Source organism: Rhodococcus sp. 2G (assembly GCF_001886355.1).
Lineage (GTDB): Bacteria > Actinomycetota > Actinomycetes > Mycobacteriales > Mycobacteriaceae > Rhodococcus > Rhodococcus pyridinivorans.
Genome location: NZ_CP018063.1, coordinates 3,802,726 through 3,817,398, shown reverse-complemented (window position 1 = coordinate 3,817,398; position 14,673 = coordinate 3,802,726). Strand labels below are relative to the sequence as shown.

Here is a 14,673-nt window from a genome sequence, read left to right as displayed (position 1 = left end):
ACACCGCCGCCACGCACCCTCGATACCTCGCGCTGTTCGAACTCGATGACGTTGACGCCACCATGCGCATCGCCGCATTCGGGTTCGTGTCCCTGTGCGCGACCCTGTCGGCGGCCCACACCTCGGACTACCTCGTCTCCTTCGGCGTGGCCTGCCAGGTCGGGCACGGCGCCGAGCGTGAACTGATCGACATCTGCGTCCGCGCTGGCCTCATGGAAGAAGTCGAGGTCGACGGCACCCGCATGTGGAAGATCGTCGACGACCCCGAGTTCCTCCACATGCGCACCAGAGACGAAATCGAGTGGGAACGCCAACGCAAGGCCGACAACTCCCGACCCGATCTCGTCATCCCCATTCGGCTCCGTGACGGTGATGCCTGCCGCTACTGCGGCAGAGTCGTCAAGTTCGAACCCGGAGCGCGCAAGGGTGGCTTCGTCGGAACCTACGACCACCGCGTCCCGAAGCAGGCCGCCACCGTCGACACCCTGGTCGTTGCCTGCACCGCCTGCAACGCCGGCCGCAAGGACGACCCCCTCGCCGACGACCGCTATCCGCTGCTGCCGCCGCCCTCGAAGCCCTACTACTCGGCTCACACCCGAAAGTGGATCGCCGAGCATCCCTGGGCCAAGGCCAACGGCTTCAGCATCACCAGCCGCCGCGGGAAGACCCTCCCGCCCGGTACCGTGCCCGACGACCGCAAGCCGGTCGTCGAGCACACCCAGCGACCCGGCAGCCAGCCGGACAACGCGAACCAGCGACCCGACACCCAGTCGGACAACGCGCCCACTTCGACCCGCCATCCCGGCGGACAACGCACTCCCACGAACACCCAGCGGACCGGCAGTCAGCCGGAGAACGCGACCACGCGACCCGACATCCACTCGGACAACGCGAACCCCCAGCGACCCACCAGCCAGGCGGACAACGCGAACACGAAACAACCCGCACCACCAGCACAAACACCCGATCTGCTGAATCCAGCAGATCCAGCAGAACACCAGCCTCCAACTTCTGGAAAGTCCGGGTCGGGTCGGGACGGGTCGGGTCGGGTCGGTGACCAGACCTCCCCCCCAGACCGCAAACCTCCCTCCCGATCTCGATCACTGCCCAACTCTTCTCCTCCCCGCCGCGGACGAAGAGGGAAGAACCGAAAGACAGGTACCTGATGTCGTCCTCACCGACCAGTCACCAGTGCAGAGCAGGAGCAGGCTGCCGCGGCCGCACCCGCGACCCCCACACCCCGCAGTGGATCCCGGCACTGACCATCCGACCCAACTACCTGTGCCCGAGCTGCATCCGATCAGCAGTCGCCGCGGCCGAGAACCTGTGGCACGACTACCTCGAGCTGTACCGATCAGTCGGAGACACCACCGTCACCGCGCCGGCCACGGGTGTGCGCGCACCGTCGCCGGACCCGGCAGCCCCGATCAACATCCACATCGAGGCACTGATGACCGACATCGCCGACTCAGCCCACCGGTGCGCAGTGCTCATCGCTGAACGGCTCGGTGTCGCCGAACCCGACGAACGCGCGGTCACGCTCAGCCTGCAGATGGTCGAGTCGAACATCGATGTGCTCCTCCACGTCCCCGAGCACCCGGCGATGGGGTGGCTTCCCGGGGGAGAGAATTGGGGACCGATCACCCAGGACGGAGTCGGTCTCGCTCTGCGGCTGATCGAACTGCACCGATCCGCACGGGCGACACTCGGCGTCACGCGCGGCCGCGACCGGATGCCGCTGCCGTGCCCGCGCTGTGAGGAACAGCGCCTGGGTCGGTGGCACGGCGCCGACGTCATCGACTGCGGCGCTTGCGGATCGACATGGACCGAAGCCAACTACCGGAGCATGACCTCCATCCTCGCCGACGATTACAAGGAATTCGCATGACAAATCCATCGTCCGACCCGAGCGAGAACCCTTTCCAGTCGGTACTCGACCGACCGGAGCTGTGGACGAAAGTGATTGTTCGGAAGATCTCGGGGTCCTGGATTCCATGGCGGGTATTCGTCCCGATCCTTATCAGGGACGATGGTCCCGTCTGGACCGTGCACAGTTTCTGGTCTTATTCCCTGGCATTGAAGTGCGCTACCGAAGTAGGCAATCCGATGCCCATCGACTTCCGGTGGTCCACCGATGACTGACCCGTGGCCGTGGCCAGCCGACACCCAACTCGACCGTGCCCGTCGCATCGCCCAGTCGTATCGCGATGCCCTCGCCGAGATCGCCCCCGAGTACTGCTCGCAACTCGACGACCGCGCCCGCAAGTTCGGACAGGAGTGGGTCGCCCCGGAACTCGTCACCGTCGACGTCGACGACCTACTCCCTGCAGCAGACGTCGCCAAGCTCGTCGGGGTCCAGCGCCAGACGATCTACCAGTGGGCACACCGACGCTTCATCCCGACACACCACGAACCGAACTCGAACCGGTCGCTGTACCGCGTCGGCGACGTCTTCGACCACATCGCCGCGACCAGGCGGAAACGCGCTGCGAACCGGCGATAGTGCACTCGCCGCTGTCATCTGTTAGATTCGTGCCACTGGCCGAGCTGTGCGCATCGCACACTCGGCCACTGTCATATCCGCCCACCGCGCACCGCATTCGGCACGCGAGCGGACCCCCAGACTTCCCGGGTCAAAGCCCATCCCCGCGCGAGCACGACGGCTCAGGCGTCGCGGGACGGCCAAAGCATTCTCACGACGGGCGAAACGAATCTGGCGCCCGAGGAACAGCTGCCCGGGATCACCATCCCCCACCCCGAGCGAGTCGCCATGGTGCTCCGACTGCGCTACCGCATCCTCATCCGACTCCTGCGCATGCGGAGGTGACACGATGCCCAGCCTGTTCGACCAGATCATCGACACGCTCGCCCAGCTCCGAGCCGCTCGCCGACATGCCCATCCCGATCGGCCCCGCAGCCTTACCCGAGTAGAAGCGCTCGAGGACAACCTCAATCGTCTCCTCGACCGAGTGCCGCGAACGGTCGAAGCGCCTGCTCATCCGACGCGAGGTGGATGGCGTTGACCCGAGCACGCATGCGGGTGTGCAGCGAGCCCGGATGCCCGAACACCCAACGCGAGCACAGATGCCTCGAGCACAGGCGACAGGTCGAACAGGCCCGAGGCACCACCGCCCAACGCGGATACGGATCCGCACACCAGCACACCCGCAAGGCATGGCGCCCCGCCGTCGAGGCCGGCCGAGTCCGCTGCGCCAGGTGCCGGCGACCCATCCGCCCCGGTCAGGCCTGGGACCTCGGGCACGACGACCGCGACCGCAGCCGCTACCGCGGCCCCGAGCATGTGGCCTGCAACCGCGCCACGGCCGGACGAGCAAGCCCCTGACCTGCGGAAACGCAACTCGTTACCTAATGCAACCAACGCTCTGACCTGCGGTTATGCACCCCAGGGGGGTACCCCCGAAGGGGCCCATTCCCCCTGACCGCGGGTGAGGGCTCTCTTTGGTGCGGAGGGTTCAAGACGTCCGGACCTGCAGGTTTGCCGACCCGGACCCGGCGCCCCGATCCGAAGGAGGCCCTCGTGCGAGACGCCCTGCAGTCATGGATCGGCCGCGGCATGTGCCGGACCCTTCGGCGCCACAACGACAGCTGCCGAGGTCGGCGGGACTGCTACGAGGACCTCCGCCGGCGAGCCCATGCGGGGACCAACGCGTGAGCCGGACCGATCGCACACCAGAACAGGTCGCCGCTGACGAGGCACTGACCGCGGCGATTGAACAGACCTGGGCTGCCTACTACCCCGACACCGAGCCTGGGATCCTGCTCGAGTACGTCGTGCTCGCCCGCCGGCGGTCGTTCGACGACGACGGTGAGGCACTGACCGCGCACGCACTGATGCCTCGGGACGGCGACGTTCCCCTCGATCTGATGCTCGGCATCACCGAGTACGCCTCCACACGACTCCGGAAACGAATCGCGGAGGACTGAACGCGCGGCGACCCATGGTCCCGCCGTCGTGGAACAACACCGGCATGTCCGGTCCGGCGCAACGCTGGTCCGGCCTCTCGATGTGGCGCAACGCCGCGAAGGAGATGGAAGATGACAACACATGGTGGAGCCCGCAATCGGTCCGGTCCTCGCGCTGCGATGTTCTCGGCGCGATCGGACCAGCGGCAACTGAAGGAGACCGTCCTCAGCGCCGCGGGATACCTCGGGAAGATCCCGGAGTTTCCGATGCCGGACCCGACAGATCGTGAGATCGAGGTCTGGAAGGAAGCGTGGCGCACTCCGCAGGCAATCCAGTGGATCCAGGAACCGTGGCGGTGGCGCACCGTCGGACTCTGGGTTCGGTGGACCGTGAAGATGGAGGATCCCGAGGCGCCGGCCGCGGTGGCGGCCGCGACGACTCGGCTCGCCGATCAGATCGGACTTACCCCGGCCGGATTGAAGGAGAACGGCTGGGCGATCGGCACCGTCGAGGTGTCGAAGTCCGAGCAGAAGCAGATCACCACCCCTAAGCCAGGGCAGACTGAGGAGCCGACGAACGTCCGTCGGCTCCGTGCGTGAGCGCGCCTCGATCCTCCGATTCGTATCTGGTCGACTTCCCGACGCTGACCGATCTGCAGGACCCGTGGATTCAGGCGCACTGCTCGATCCCGGATGGGTTCGACAAGGGTCAGCCGTTCAAGATGGCCGACTGGCAGTTCTGGTGTACCGCCAACCACTACCGGGTGCGCACCACCGCGAAGTGGCAGCCGCGTAAACCGCTCAAAAGCCAGGCGTTCGTCTACCGCCGCTCGCAGATCATCGGTCCGCAGAAGTCCGGGAAAGGCCCATGGGCTGCAGCGATCACGTGTGTCGAAGCGGTCGGACCCTCGCTGTTCGCTGGCTGGGCCGAACCCGGCGACGGGTATGCGTGCGAGGACTACGGCTGCGGCTGCGGGTTCGAGCACGAGTACATGCCCGGCGAACCGATGGGAATGCCGCATCCGACTCCGCTGATCCAGTTGACCGCGACGTCGGAGGATCAGGTCGACAACATCTACCGGCCGCTCAAGTCGATGATCCTGAATGGGCCGCTGCAACAGCAGATGCTCATCCGCGAAGGATTCATCCGTCTGCCTGGAGACGACAACCGCATTGACCGGGTGACCGTATCGGCGAACTCCCGGCTCGGAAACCCGGTCACATTCGTGATCAACGACGAAACCGGGTTGTACACGAAGAAGAACAAACTCATCGGCGTAGCCGAGACGCAACGCCGTGGTTTGGCCGGCATGCAGGGCCGCGGCATCGAGACATCGAACATGTGGGATCCGTCCGAAAACTCCTACGCGCAGCAAACTTACGAATCGAACGTAACTGACGTGTTCAAGTTTTTGCGACGTCCACCGAAGGGCCTGTCATGGGGTGATCGGCGACAACGCCGCAAGATCCTCAAGTACGTCTACGAGGGCTGTGACTGGATCGACCTGGACGCCATCGAAGCCGAAGCCCTCGAGCTGATGGAGAAAGACCCGGCTCAGGCCAAGCGGTTCTACGGCAACTTCGAAGAGTCCGGTGCCGGCGCGTGGCTGCCAGCGGGCATGTGGGAGTCGGCGTATGCAGGCGCGTGAGATGAAATGGCGCAACAACCCAGCGCGCGGAACCCTCATCACCGTCGGTTTCGACGGATCGGAGAACAACGACTGGACCGCGATCCGGTGCGAGACGAAGGACGGATTGTCCTTCACTCCGCGCTACGGGCCCGACCGCCGGCCGACGATCTGGTCCCCGGATCAGTGGGGCGGCGAGATCCCACGCAACGAGGTCAACGTCGCAGTGTCGGAGATCTTCGACCGGTGGCAGGTCAAGCGCATGTACTGCGACCCGCAGTACTGGACCACCGAGATCGGGGAGTGGGCCGTCGAGTACGGCGAAGAGATCGTCTTCGAGTGGGCCACCAACCGTGTGGTGCAGATGCACGCAGCGCTCGAACGGTTCCGGATGGACCTGAAGAACCGCCGTATCACTCACGACGGTTGCCCGATCACCGCGAAGCACATGGACAACGCACACAAGGTCGCTGCGCGCGGTGACCGCTACGTGCTCGGCAAACCCGCCGGCGCTCACCACCGCAAGATCGACGCCTCGATGGCCACCGTCCTCGCCCACGAGGCCGCGGCCGACACCTCGACGTCGAAGGACGGCTGGAGCGACGACGCGGACACACGCATGTTCTGTTTTGGATAGGAGGTCAGGGTGACTGCACCCGTGCTGCGCACTCAGCTCTCCGACGACGAGCGCACACTGATCAGCCGGTTGAACGCCAAGCTCAGCAAGACGAGCCCGAAGGACAACCTGAACGAGGCGTACTTCGAAGGCGAACACCGGCTCAAGCAGATCGGCATCGCGGTTCCGCCGGAGCTGCAGATGTTCGAGCTGGTCGTCAACTGGAATCGCATGTACCTGCTCGAGATCGCGCGGCGGCAGAAGATCAAGTCACTGATGATGCCCGGCGGGAAGAAGAAGCAGAACCGGGCACTGCAGGAAGGGTACGAGGTCAACAACCTCTCCGCCGAAGTCCCGCTGCTCAACGTCGACACCATGATCTTCGGCCGGTGCTTCGGAACAGTCGGCACCAACGCCGATGATCCGGACCATCCGAGGATCGCGTTCGAGTCGCCCCGGCAGATGTCGTGCCTGATCGACCACGGTCGCCGACGCATGGACGCGGCATTTCGGCAGTTCCTCACCGAGGACGGTCAGCGCGTCGGAACCCTGTTGCTGCCGGACAAGACGATCCAGGTCGTCGCCGGCCGCCGCGGCTGGGAAATCGACCAGGTCGGCGGCGACGACGACATCGACGAGCACGAACTCGGCCGGGTACCGGTGGTGCTGTTCCTGAACCGCCGGCGGTTGGCGCGGTGGAACGGCTCAACCGAGATGGCGGACCTGATCCCGCTCGTCGATGCCGCTGCTCGCGCCTTGACGAATCTGCAGATCGCGGTGGAAACCCACTCGGTGCCGCAGAAGTGGGTCCTCGGCATGTCCAAGGGCGACTTCGTCGACAAGAACGGGCAACCGATCCCGGTGTGGCAGGCGTACTACACCGCCATCTGGGCGAACCAGGCCAAGCCGGACGAAGTCAAGGTTGGACAGTTCTCCCCGTCTGACCTGAAGAACTTTCACGACACCACCAACCACTACGCCGCATTGGCGTCGTCGGTCACCGGTCTTCCGTTCCGGTTCTTCGGACAGAACACGGCCAATCCGGCCGCCGAGGGTGCAATCCGTGCCGACGAGTCGCGGCTGATCTCCAACGCCGAGGACAAGAACGAGTCGCAGGGCGTCGGCATCGGCTGGCTGATGGCACTGTACGAGCGGTTCCGCACCGGCCAGTGGCCGGCCGGCAACCGAGCGATCCGTGTGGAGTGGCGCAACCCGGCCACGCCGACGAAGGCCGAAGAGGCCGACTTCATCCAGAAGCTCAACGGCGGTGTCCCAGTGCTCTCCCGCGAGGGCTCGTGGGACGAGATGGGCTGGGACGATCCCCGCAAGGACCGCGAACGCCAGTACTTCAAGGAAGAAGACCAAGATCCGCTCCTCGAACGGCTGACCCGTCCGCTGAACAATGGCAACGGAGACGACCGTGCTGCCGACAGCATCGGTTGAGTACTACAGCGCCCAGCGTGAGGTCATGATCTCCGTGCTCGGCGCTGCCCGCCGACTGTGGGGGACTCGCCCTCCACGCGACTTCGACGCCTGGTTCGAGAAGAACCTCGACCGGCTCATGGCGGTGGTAGTCACAGGACAGCGAGCTGCAGTGGCCGACGCGAACGAGTACGTGGCGAACGTACTCGACGAGCTCGGCACCCCTGCTGCACCCGAGGTCGAGGTGGTCACCGATCCGCTGATCGGCGTTGCCTCCGACGGCCGCGGCCTCGACTCGCTGATGTACGGCGCGGTGATCACCGCGAAAAGCTCGGTCGCATCGGGACTTCCGGTCGAGGTGGCCTGGGATGACGGGCTGACCGCCTTGATGCTCAGGGCACAAACACAGATCGCGGACGCCTCCCGATCCGCTGTCGGCCTGGGGATCGCATCTCGACGCGACGTCGGCTACGTGCGGATGCTCAACCCACCGTCGTGCCCGAGGTGCGCTGTCCTGGCCGGCAAGTTCTACGCGTTCAACCGGGGCTTCCTGCGGCACCCGGGCTGCGACTGCCGGCATATTCCCAGCAGGGAAAGCCGAGCCGGTGATCTGACCACCGACCCGCAGGCGTACTTCGGCAGTCTCACCGCCGAGCAGCAGGACAAGCTGTTCACCAAGGCCGGTGCCGAAGCGATCCGCGACGGTGCCGACATCACGCAGGTGGTCAACGCCCGCCGCGGCATGTCGACCGCACAGCAGAACGTGGCCGGCTGGATCCCGAAAGGCCGACTGTCCCGCACCGAGGTGTACGGACAACAGATCGCCACAACGACCGAGGGCGTCACTCGCCGCGGTGCCGCCTACCGGGCGATGAGCCAGGCCGGGTATGCCCGGCGACAGACCGACGTCCGCAACGGGCGCCGGTACTTCCGCGCCCGGGCGCCGCGACTGATGCCAGAAGGCATCTACGAGATCGCCGAGGACCGCGAGGACGCACTGCGATTGCTCCGGCTCTACGGCTATCTCGACGACCGGCCGAGTCGATCGCGTGGCCGGGCTGCGTAACCCCTTCCCGACCTCGTCGAGACGACGCGAGGTCACTTCCGAACTTCTCTGCCCGCAAGGGGCAGGGACCGACCTCTCGCAAGGAGAGACGCTCACCATGAAGACCACCCGTGTTCCCCTGTGGCTGATTCTCGGCGCCGGCTTCGGTGTCGGCCCGTTCGCACGAGCACCTCGAGCGACCAGACTGCATCCCCGCCGCGACGACGACGGCCACGACAACGGAACCCGCACCGACAACGGAACCGGCCACGACGATGACGGTGACGATGGCACCGACGACGGCGACGGGACCGATAGCGGTGATGACGGTGCCGACGGCACGGATGACGGGGACGAAGGCGCCGATCAGCTCGGTGACCCCGGGAAGCGCGCGCTGTCGCGCATGAAGGACAAGTGGAAGTCGGAACGAGCGAAGCGTATTGCCGCAGAGCAGCGCGCGAACCAGCTCGAGACTGACGGCGACGACGACGCTCAGAAGCGTCAGATCGAAGCGGCAGCGCTGGCCAAGGCCAACGACCGCATCGTCCGCGCCGAGGTTCGCGCTGCAGCAGCCGGCAAGCTCGCCGATCCCGCCGATGCGATCGGCTTCCTCGACCTGTCCCAGTTCGAGGTCGGCGCCGACGGCGACGTCGACCAGGACGAGATCGCCGATGCCATCGACGATCTGCTCGAACGCAAGCCGTACCTGGCCGCGCAACGCGGCGACAAGAACGGCGAGAAGAAGAAGGCACCGAAACCGGATCGCCGTCAGGGCGGCGGCCAGCAAGTGGCATCGGGCTCGGTCGACTCCGGACGTGCCCTGTACCGGGCACGCAACGCGAAGAAGAACTGACCTCCCGAAGGAGAGGCCCCACCATGGATCTGAAGATCACCACCGAACGGTTCGGGCAGGACGACCAGTCCTGGCTCGCATCCGCCCACGGCACCGACGCGACCCGCTCGATCAACGTCGACGTCTCCACGTTCACCGCCGGCACCCACTACCCCGAGGGTTACCTCAAGTCCGGTTACCCGCTGAAGAAGGTGGCCGACAACAAGTACGGGCTGTGGTCCAACGGTGACACCGACCCCATCGAGGGTCACCTGTTCACCGCGCTGCGGGTACGTCCCGGCACCACCGTCGTCGTCGGCGCGCTGCTGTGGCACGGCGCCGTGGTCGCGGCGAAGCTGCCCTCGTCCGTCAACACCGCGGGACAGGCCACTGCTCGCGACATCCGCTACTTCTGAGGAAGGTCTGAGCAATGGCACTTGTCATCAACAGTGACTACATCACCCCCGCGGACCTGACCGGTTACGTGCGCGAAGCGCTCGCCGATCAGCCCATCAACGACCTCGCACTGATCGACAGCCTGCTGCCCGACACGGTCGTCGACGACGTCGACTTCCGGGCGAACATCACCCAGCACGGTCTGCGCCGGGCGGCGAAGTTCCGGGCCTGGGACACCGAAGCGCGGATCACCCCGCGTAAGGGCGTCGCCCGGATCTCGGGTGAGCTGCCTCCGCTGTCGGAGAAGCGGCTGCTCACCGAGTACGACCGGCTGCGGCTGCGCAACGCCAACCAGGCGATCGTCGATTCCATTCTCAACGACGCGGTCGAGCTCGCCGATGCGCTGCGCACCCGCATGATCGTCGCCAAGGCTCAGGCACTGGTGACCGGTGCGGTCTCGCTGGCCGAGGACGGCCTGCAGATCGAGGCGGACTTCCAGCGCGACGCCGCCCACGAGGTCACCGCGGCGACCCTGTGGTCGGGCGCGGCCGACCCCGTCTCCGATCAGGAGTCGTGGTTCTCGACGTTCCGCACCCGCAACTCCGGCAACCCCGCACGGGCGGTCACCTCGCAGCGGGTGATGTCGACGCTGATGCGCAATCCGCAGATCCGCGCCTACTGCCTGCCGCCCGGCTCGACGCAGGGCATCGTCACCCGGGAGCAGGTCAACGCCCTGTTCACCTCGTTCGGCCACCCGCCGTTCGAGATCTTCGACGCCCAGGTCGAAGACGCCAACGGTGACCCTGTCCGTCTGATCCCGGACGACAGCGTCCTCTACGTCGGCGCGACGGCCAAGCTCGGTGAAACCCTGTGGGGCATCACCGCCGAGGCCATCGAACCGAAGTACGAGATCGAAGCCAGCGAGGCCCCCGGCATCGTCGTCGGCTCGTACATCAACGAGGACCCGGTCCAGCGGTGGACGAAGGCCAGCGGCATCGGCCTCCCGATCCTCGGCAACGCCAACGCCACGATGATTGCGAAGGTGCTGTGATGGCTCGCCTCGCGACGTTCGTGCACGTGCACGGTAAGGACGGCACCTCCCAGGTGTTCGGCCCCGACGACGAAGTCCCGAAGTGGGCGCTCGCGCAGATCACCAATCCGAGGGCCTGGGCCGAGCAGCCCGAGGTCGAGGATCTGGGGCCGGCCTACCCGGAAGGGGAGCCGTCCGAGTCCTGGAAGGTGCCCGCGCTCATCGCGTACGCCCACGACAAAGAGATCGATCTGGGCGATGCCAAGCGCAAGGACGACATCCTGAAGATCATCCTCGAGGAGCACGATGACGGGGCCGGTACAGACACTGATCAGCAGGACTGACGTCGCGAACCTGCTAGGGGAGACCCTGACAGACGTCGAGGTCGGCCAGGTCGATGCGCTGATCGACTTCGCGTCGGAAAAGCTGCGGGCACCCGAGCAGCGGGCGGTCGTCGGTGACATCGACGACCGCCTCGCCGACGGCAGTCTCCGCCCCGGACTGCTGCGAGGCGTCCTGGTCACTGTGGTGTGCCGGGCATTCGACGCACTGCGTGTCGGGCTTCGGGTGCGCTCGGAGCAGTACCCGGAACTGCAGACCACCTACGCCGACAGCCTCCCGGAGTTGGTGTACTTCACCGAGTCCGAACTCGCCGACCTCGCCCCGGAACCGGAGACAGGCGCAACCGGCAGCGGGGCCTTCACGATCCGGATCGGCTGATGCCGAAGCTTCCGGAGAAGTGGACGCTGCTGGTCGACAACCCGGCGGTGCAGGACCCGTCGACGGGCAACTGGTTTCCGGTGTCTCCCACGCCGATCCCGTGGACCGGTCTGCTGCAGCAGCGGCAACTGTCGGCAGCCTCGGTGGACGCCGGCAACACCGAGTTCGCGCCCGGGCACGTCGTCTCGTCCTACGTGTTGCTCCTCGACCCCGGGATACCGGTGATGCCGGGGTCGAAGGACCGGTTCAGGGACGAGGACGGCGTCGTCTATCAGGTCGAAGGCAAACCCCGGCAGCGGAAGAAGACCCGCGGGTCCCGCCGCGTGACCTACATCGCCGCGAACGTGCGGTGCGTATCCGACATGAAGGAGTGAAAAAACCATGGCTGAGAACGAAACCGACGTCGAGACCGAATCGAGTGTCGTCAAGTTCACCGACGAGCATGGCCGCGTCAACTACGCAGGCCGCCACTCGAAGGCCTACCAGAAGCACCTCGCCCGCCAGAAGACCACCGACGCCGAGACGGCCGCACCGACCGAGTCCCCCGAAGCGGCTGCAGAACCGGTGCCCGAGGCGCCGGCCGCGCCCGAACCGGCCGCATCCGTGCGGGTCGTCGGCACCGACCCGGCCGGGCCCGAGGCGTCTCTCGCGGACAAGCCGGCGCGCACCGTGCGTAAGGCCGACCCGAAGAACTGACGATGGCTCGCGTTGTCATCTTCCCTCGTCGGGTACGTGAGCGGGCGTGGCAGATCTCCCGCCAGGAACGCATCGACATCGCCCAGCAGGCGGCCCAGCAGGCGCGAGCCGCGGCGCCGGTGGTCACCGGTGCGTATCGCGACGGAATCGGCGTCGTGGTCGAGGACAACCGTGTCTACCTCGTCGACGACGACCCGGACGCGGTGTTCAAGGAATACGGCACGTCCGACACTCCGGCCATCGCGTCGCTGACCGATGCGGCCCGCCGGCACGGCCGTTACAGCGGCTGGCGGCCGCGCTGACGAAAGGCCCCACCGATGCCCATGCCGTTCGCGCCCGGCGCCATTCGTGAGTTCCTCCTCGCATCCGACGAGGTTCTCGCGCTGGTCCCGGCCGGCAACATCACCACCCGCGATCTGCCCAAGGTGATCGAGGCTCCGTTCATCACACTGCGGGCACCCGGAAACGTCGGTGTCGATCCCATGCTGCGGCGGCCGATGGTGCAGGTCGACGTGTGGTCCCCGAAGATCGAGATCCTCGGTGGCACTACGGATCCGGAAGAACTGTCGTGGAACATTGCGGCATTGGCCGGTGAACTGATCGGTCGTGCCCGGATGCAGTCGTTCCGCAATTCCACGTGGAAGGCCCAATGGACCGACGGGCCGATCACGTTCGTCGACACCCAGCGCGGTGCGGATCTGCCGCTGTATCGAGCGACGATCCGCGTCGAGTTGAAGATGACGGTCCGCTGACGCCCCGGCCTGGGGCGTCTCTCACACGTCCTACCGCGGGTGCCGCGCCGGGCACGCCCGCGGTAGGACATCCCATTCGCTCACGGCGACCGTGAGCTTCTCTCTGGAGGTACATCCGTGAGTAACATTGCCAATCCCGAAAAGGCCTACGTGTGGCTCGACGGCGACGGTTTCCGTGCCGTGCGAGGCACCGGTTTCCCCACCGATCCGCTGTCCGACACGCCCACCAGCGGCACCAGCCCCGCGGTGACGTGGGACGGCTACGGCGGCATCGAGGCCGGTTTCGACATCACCCCGCAGCAGGACGTGAAGGTCCACAAGGTGTGGAACCGCCGTCACGCCCCGTACCTGGTCACCAAGGGTCCGATCGAGGAACGCATCAAGTTCCGCGCGACGGACTACAGCAAGGCCACCGTCCTGACCGCGCTGACCGGCGGCAGCATCGTCGAAACCACCTCGGGTTCGGGGATCTGGCGGTGGGAGCCCGGCGCGGACGAGGACTTCTCGATCTTCTTCCGGGTCGTCGACGAAACCGGCGAGGCCTTCTTCCATTCCGAAGCGGTCACGCTCGTTACTCCGCCGCCGCGCACCTTCGGTGGTGAGAACCTCGACGGCTTCGAGTTCGAGCTGATGGGCCTGTCGCCGATCTACCGCTACACGTCCTTCAACCCCCTGGCCTGATAGGAGCACCACCTGATGCCCGGCACCTCAACTCGTAAACCATCCAGTCGCGCCAAGGCAGCCGCCGCGGCGCCCACCCCCGAGCCGACTCCGCCGGCCGAGCCTGCCGTCGAACGGTTCGACATCGTCGAGGAACTCGCCGTCGACGGCGGACCGCCGCAGCCGATCGTGCTGTTCGGTGTCGAGGCCGACGTCCGGCGCACGTTCACCGGTGAGGAAGCTGCAAAGTTCCACGGTCACCTCGCCAAGAACCACGTCCGCGAAGCTCTCGACGTCATCACCGACGGCGCCGGCCAAGCGCTATGGGATGCAACCAAGCACCTGACGCCTGAGGTCGTGGCACGACTGCTGAACAAGGTCATCGCGCTGTCGGGGCTGAACGCGGGGGAACTGCGGCCGCTCTCGCCTCCCTCGTCCGCGAGGATGGCTGGCGCGGTGCGCTCACAGGCTTACGCCGATGGTATGGCCTCGATCTCCGACAAGCCCTCCGCGAACTCGACTGGCGAGACTGCGGACAACTGATCCGCCGAGCCGCCGAACTCGACGCTCAAGCCACACGCGACAGCGAGAACCTCGCGATGCTCGTCGACCGCGAGAACTACTGGCTCAACTCCGAGTACACCTCGTGGATCACCGACCCCGACGACCCCGAGGTCAAACACGAGCGGCTACGACGCAAACGGCTCGGCATCAAACCACCGCCGGCGCCGCTGCTGCCACCCGTGGCGATGCGGCCACCCGATCTCGCCGAGATGAGACGCAGCCAGTACGACACAGCGCTGGCCGAATACTCGACCGCGACCTCCCCGGTCCGGACCGGCGGCGGTGGCGACATCAAGGCAGGTTCCGTTCGGGAACTCCTGCAGATCCTCGACGCCCGCGACCGCGCACGATAACCGGCTCGCGGACAACACAACTCAATAGGAGGTGA

23 protein-coding genes are annotated in these 14,673 nt (G+C 66.3%); all 23 read left to right on the top strand.

Features of this window, described 5'->3' with window-relative positions; all coding sequences use genetic code 11:
- Window positions 1–62 precede the first annotated feature (62 nt).
- Window positions 63–1,166 carry a hypothetical protein gene (locus tag BO226_RS17880; protein WP_071935857.1) on the top strand — a complete coding sequence of 368 codons (1,104 nt, stop codon included), beginning with the start codon at window positions 63–65 and terminating at the stop codon, window positions 1,164–1,166.
- Window positions 1,166–1,888, top strand: coding sequence for a hypothetical protein (locus tag BO226_RS17875; RefSeq protein ID WP_071935856.1), 723 nt, complete (start codon window positions 1,166–1,168; stop codon window positions 1,886–1,888). Before BO226_RS17880 ends, BO226_RS17875 begins: the two co-directional genes overlap by 1 nt.
- Window positions 1,889–2,134: 246 nt before the next feature.
- Window positions 2,135–2,503, top strand: a complete 369-nt coding sequence (locus BO226_RS17870) for a helix-turn-helix transcriptional regulator (protein WP_071935855.1) — start codon at window positions 2,135–2,137, stop codon at window positions 2,501–2,503.
- A 328-nt stretch (window positions 2,504–2,831) separates the two neighbouring features.
- Window positions 2,832–3,023 carry a hypothetical protein gene (locus BO226_RS27165; protein WP_156895258.1) on the top strand — a complete coding sequence of 64 codons (192 nt, stop codon included), beginning with the start codon at window positions 2,832–2,834 and terminating at the stop codon, window positions 3,021–3,023.
- A complete protein-coding gene (locus BO226_RS17860) occupies window positions 3,020–3,343 on the top strand; it encodes a hypothetical protein (RefSeq protein ID WP_083543750.1) in 324 nt (107 codons plus the stop codon). Before BO226_RS27165 ends, BO226_RS17860 begins: the two co-directional genes overlap by 4 nt.
- Before the next feature lie 326 nt (window positions 3,344–3,669).
- A complete protein-coding gene (locus BO226_RS17855) occupies window positions 3,670–3,945 on the top strand; it encodes a hypothetical protein (protein WP_064257128.1) in 276 nt (91 codons plus the stop codon).
- Between the two features lie 111 nt (window positions 3,946–4,056).
- Window positions 4,057–4,524 (top strand): hypothetical protein, encoded by a 468-nt coding sequence (locus BO226_RS17850; RefSeq protein ID WP_232237990.1) that lies wholly within the window; start codon window positions 4,057–4,059, stop codon window positions 4,522–4,524.
- Window positions 4,521–5,573, top strand: a complete 1,053-nt coding sequence (locus BO226_RS17845) for a terminase (protein ID WP_198040574.1) — start codon at window positions 4,521–4,523, stop codon at window positions 5,571–5,573. The genes BO226_RS17850 and BO226_RS17845 overlap by 4 nt, the downstream gene beginning before the upstream one ends.
- Before the next feature lies 1 nt (window position 5,574).
- Entirely contained in the window at window positions 5,575–6,189 is a 615-nt protein-coding gene (locus tag BO226_RS17840; protein WP_156895256.1) for a terminase, read from the top strand.
- A 9-nt stretch (window positions 6,190–6,198) separates the two neighbouring features.
- Window positions 6,199–7,611 carry a phage portal protein gene (locus BO226_RS17835; protein ID WP_083543681.1) on the top strand — a complete coding sequence of 471 codons (1,413 nt, stop codon included), beginning with the start codon at window positions 6,199–6,201 and terminating at the stop codon, window positions 7,609–7,611.
- Window positions 7,571–8,656 carry a hypothetical protein gene (locus tag BO226_RS17830; RefSeq protein WP_071935851.1) on the top strand — a complete coding sequence of 362 codons (1,086 nt, stop codon included), beginning with the start codon at window positions 7,571–7,573 and terminating at the stop codon, window positions 8,654–8,656. Before BO226_RS17835 ends, BO226_RS17830 begins: the two co-directional genes overlap by 41 nt.
- A gap of 97 nt (window positions 8,657–8,753) precedes the next feature.
- On the top strand, window positions 8,754–9,488 hold the full coding sequence (locus tag BO226_RS17825; protein ID WP_071935850.1) for a hypothetical protein: 735 nt from the start codon (window positions 8,754–8,756) through the stop codon (window positions 9,486–9,488).
- A gap of 23 nt (window positions 9,489–9,511) precedes the next feature.
- Complete coding sequence (locus BO226_RS17820) at window positions 9,512–9,883, top strand: hypothetical protein (protein WP_064257122.1); 372 nt, start codon at window positions 9,512–9,514, stop codon at window positions 9,881–9,883.
- A gap of 14 nt (window positions 9,884–9,897) precedes the next feature.
- Window positions 9,898–10,914, top strand: coding sequence for a major capsid protein (locus BO226_RS17815; RefSeq protein ID WP_064257121.1), 1,017 nt, complete (start codon window positions 9,898–9,900; stop codon window positions 10,912–10,914).
- On the top strand, window positions 10,914–11,237 hold the full coding sequence (locus BO226_RS17810; RefSeq protein WP_071935849.1) for a hypothetical protein: 324 nt from the start codon (window positions 10,914–10,916) through the stop codon (window positions 11,235–11,237). Before BO226_RS17815 ends, BO226_RS17810 begins: the two co-directional genes overlap by 1 nt.
- The gene (locus BO226_RS17805; RefSeq protein ID WP_071935848.1) at window positions 11,200–11,613 is read left to right on the top strand and encodes a hypothetical protein; all 414 of its coding nucleotides are present in this window, start codon (window positions 11,200–11,202) and stop codon (window positions 11,611–11,613) included. Before BO226_RS17810 ends, BO226_RS17805 begins: the two co-directional genes overlap by 38 nt.
- Window positions 11,613–11,987 (top strand): hypothetical protein, encoded by a 375-nt coding sequence (locus BO226_RS17800; protein WP_064257118.1) that lies wholly within the window; start codon window positions 11,613–11,615, stop codon window positions 11,985–11,987. The genes BO226_RS17805 and BO226_RS17800 overlap by 1 nt, the downstream gene beginning before the upstream one ends.
- A gap of 7 nt (window positions 11,988–11,994) precedes the next feature.
- Entirely contained in the window at window positions 11,995–12,309 is a 315-nt protein-coding gene (locus tag BO226_RS17795; protein ID WP_071935847.1) for a hypothetical protein, read from the top strand.
- 2 nt (window positions 12,310–12,311) lie between these two features.
- Window positions 12,312–12,611 carry a hypothetical protein gene (locus tag BO226_RS17790; RefSeq protein WP_064257116.1) on the top strand — a complete coding sequence of 100 codons (300 nt, stop codon included), beginning with the start codon at window positions 12,312–12,314 and terminating at the stop codon, window positions 12,609–12,611.
- 15 nt (window positions 12,612–12,626) lie between these two features.
- A complete protein-coding gene (locus BO226_RS17785) occupies window positions 12,627–13,061 on the top strand; it encodes a hypothetical protein (RefSeq protein ID WP_064257115.1) in 435 nt (144 codons plus the stop codon).
- A gap of 117 nt (window positions 13,062–13,178) precedes the next feature.
- Entirely contained in the window at window positions 13,179–13,742 is a 564-nt protein-coding gene (locus BO226_RS17780; RefSeq protein WP_071935846.1) for a hypothetical protein, read from the top strand.
- A 15-nt stretch (window positions 13,743–13,757) separates the two neighbouring features.
- On the top strand, window positions 13,758–14,264 hold the full coding sequence (locus BO226_RS17775; protein ID WP_071935845.1) for a hypothetical protein: 507 nt from the start codon (window positions 13,758–13,760) through the stop codon (window positions 14,262–14,264).
- Window positions 14,265–14,320: 56 nt separating this feature from the next.
- A complete protein-coding gene (locus BO226_RS17770) occupies window positions 14,321–14,638 on the top strand; it encodes a hypothetical protein (protein ID WP_071935844.1) in 318 nt (105 codons plus the stop codon).
- Window positions 14,639–14,673 lie beyond the last annotated feature (35 nt).

Excerpts from the sequence above, each read along its gene's own strand:
- BO226_RS17880 (WP_071935857.1), top strand. The coding sequence starts at position 63 with ATGCGCATCGCCGCATTCGGGTTCGTGTCCCTGTGCGCGACCCTGTCG.
- BO226_RS17775 (WP_071935845.1), top strand. The coding sequence starts at position 13,758 with ATGCCCGGCACCTCAACTCGTAAACCATCCAGTCGCGCCAAGGCAGCC.
- BO226_RS17795 (WP_071935847.1), top strand. The coding sequence starts at position 11,995 with ATGGCTGAGAACGAAACCGACGTCGAGACCGAATCGAGTGTCGTCAAG.
- BO226_RS17790 (WP_064257116.1), top strand. The coding sequence starts at position 12,312 with ATGGCTCGCGTTGTCATCTTCCCTCGTCGGGTACGTGAGCGGGCGTGG.
- BO226_RS17800 (WP_064257118.1), top strand. The coding sequence starts at position 11,613 with ATGCCGAAGCTTCCGGAGAAGTGGACGCTGCTGGTCGACAACCCGGCG.
- BO226_RS17770 (WP_071935844.1), top strand. The coding sequence starts at position 14,321 with ATGCTCGTCGACCGCGAGAACTACTGGCTCAACTCCGAGTACACCTCG.
- BO226_RS17810 (WP_071935849.1), top strand. The coding sequence starts at position 10,914 with ATGGCTCGCCTCGCGACGTTCGTGCACGTGCACGGTAAGGACGGCACC.
- BO226_RS17820 (WP_064257122.1), top strand. The coding sequence starts at position 9,512 with ATGGATCTGAAGATCACCACCGAACGGTTCGGGCAGGACGACCAGTCC.
- BO226_RS17870 (WP_071935855.1), top strand. The coding sequence starts at position 2,135 with ATGACTGACCCGTGGCCGTGGCCAGCCGACACCCAACTCGACCGTGCC.
- BO226_RS17805 (WP_071935848.1), top strand. The coding sequence starts at position 11,200 with ATGACGGGGCCGGTACAGACACTGATCAGCAGGACTGACGTCGCGAAC.
- BO226_RS17785 (WP_064257115.1), top strand. The coding sequence starts at position 12,627 with ATGCCCATGCCGTTCGCGCCCGGCGCCATTCGTGAGTTCCTCCTCGCA.
- BO226_RS17875 (WP_071935856.1), top strand. The coding sequence starts at position 1,166 with ATGTCGTCCTCACCGACCAGTCACCAGTGCAGAGCAGGAGCAGGCTGC.
- BO226_RS17830 (WP_071935851.1), top strand. The coding sequence starts at position 7,571 with ATGGCAACGGAGACGACCGTGCTGCCGACAGCATCGGTTGAGTACTAC.
- BO226_RS27165 (WP_156895258.1), top strand. The coding sequence starts at position 2,832 with ATGCCCAGCCTGTTCGACCAGATCATCGACACGCTCGCCCAGCTCCGA.
- BO226_RS17815 (WP_064257121.1), top strand. The coding sequence starts at position 9,898 with ATGGCACTTGTCATCAACAGTGACTACATCACCCCCGCGGACCTGACC.
- BO226_RS17840 (WP_156895256.1), top strand. The coding sequence starts at position 5,575 with ATGAAATGGCGCAACAACCCAGCGCGCGGAACCCTCATCACCGTCGGT.
- BO226_RS17825 (WP_071935850.1), top strand. The coding sequence starts at position 8,754 with ATGAAGACCACCCGTGTTCCCCTGTGGCTGATTCTCGGCGCCGGCTTC.
- BO226_RS17850 (WP_232237990.1), top strand. The coding sequence starts at position 4,057 with ATGACAACACATGGTGGAGCCCGCAATCGGTCCGGTCCTCGCGCTGCG.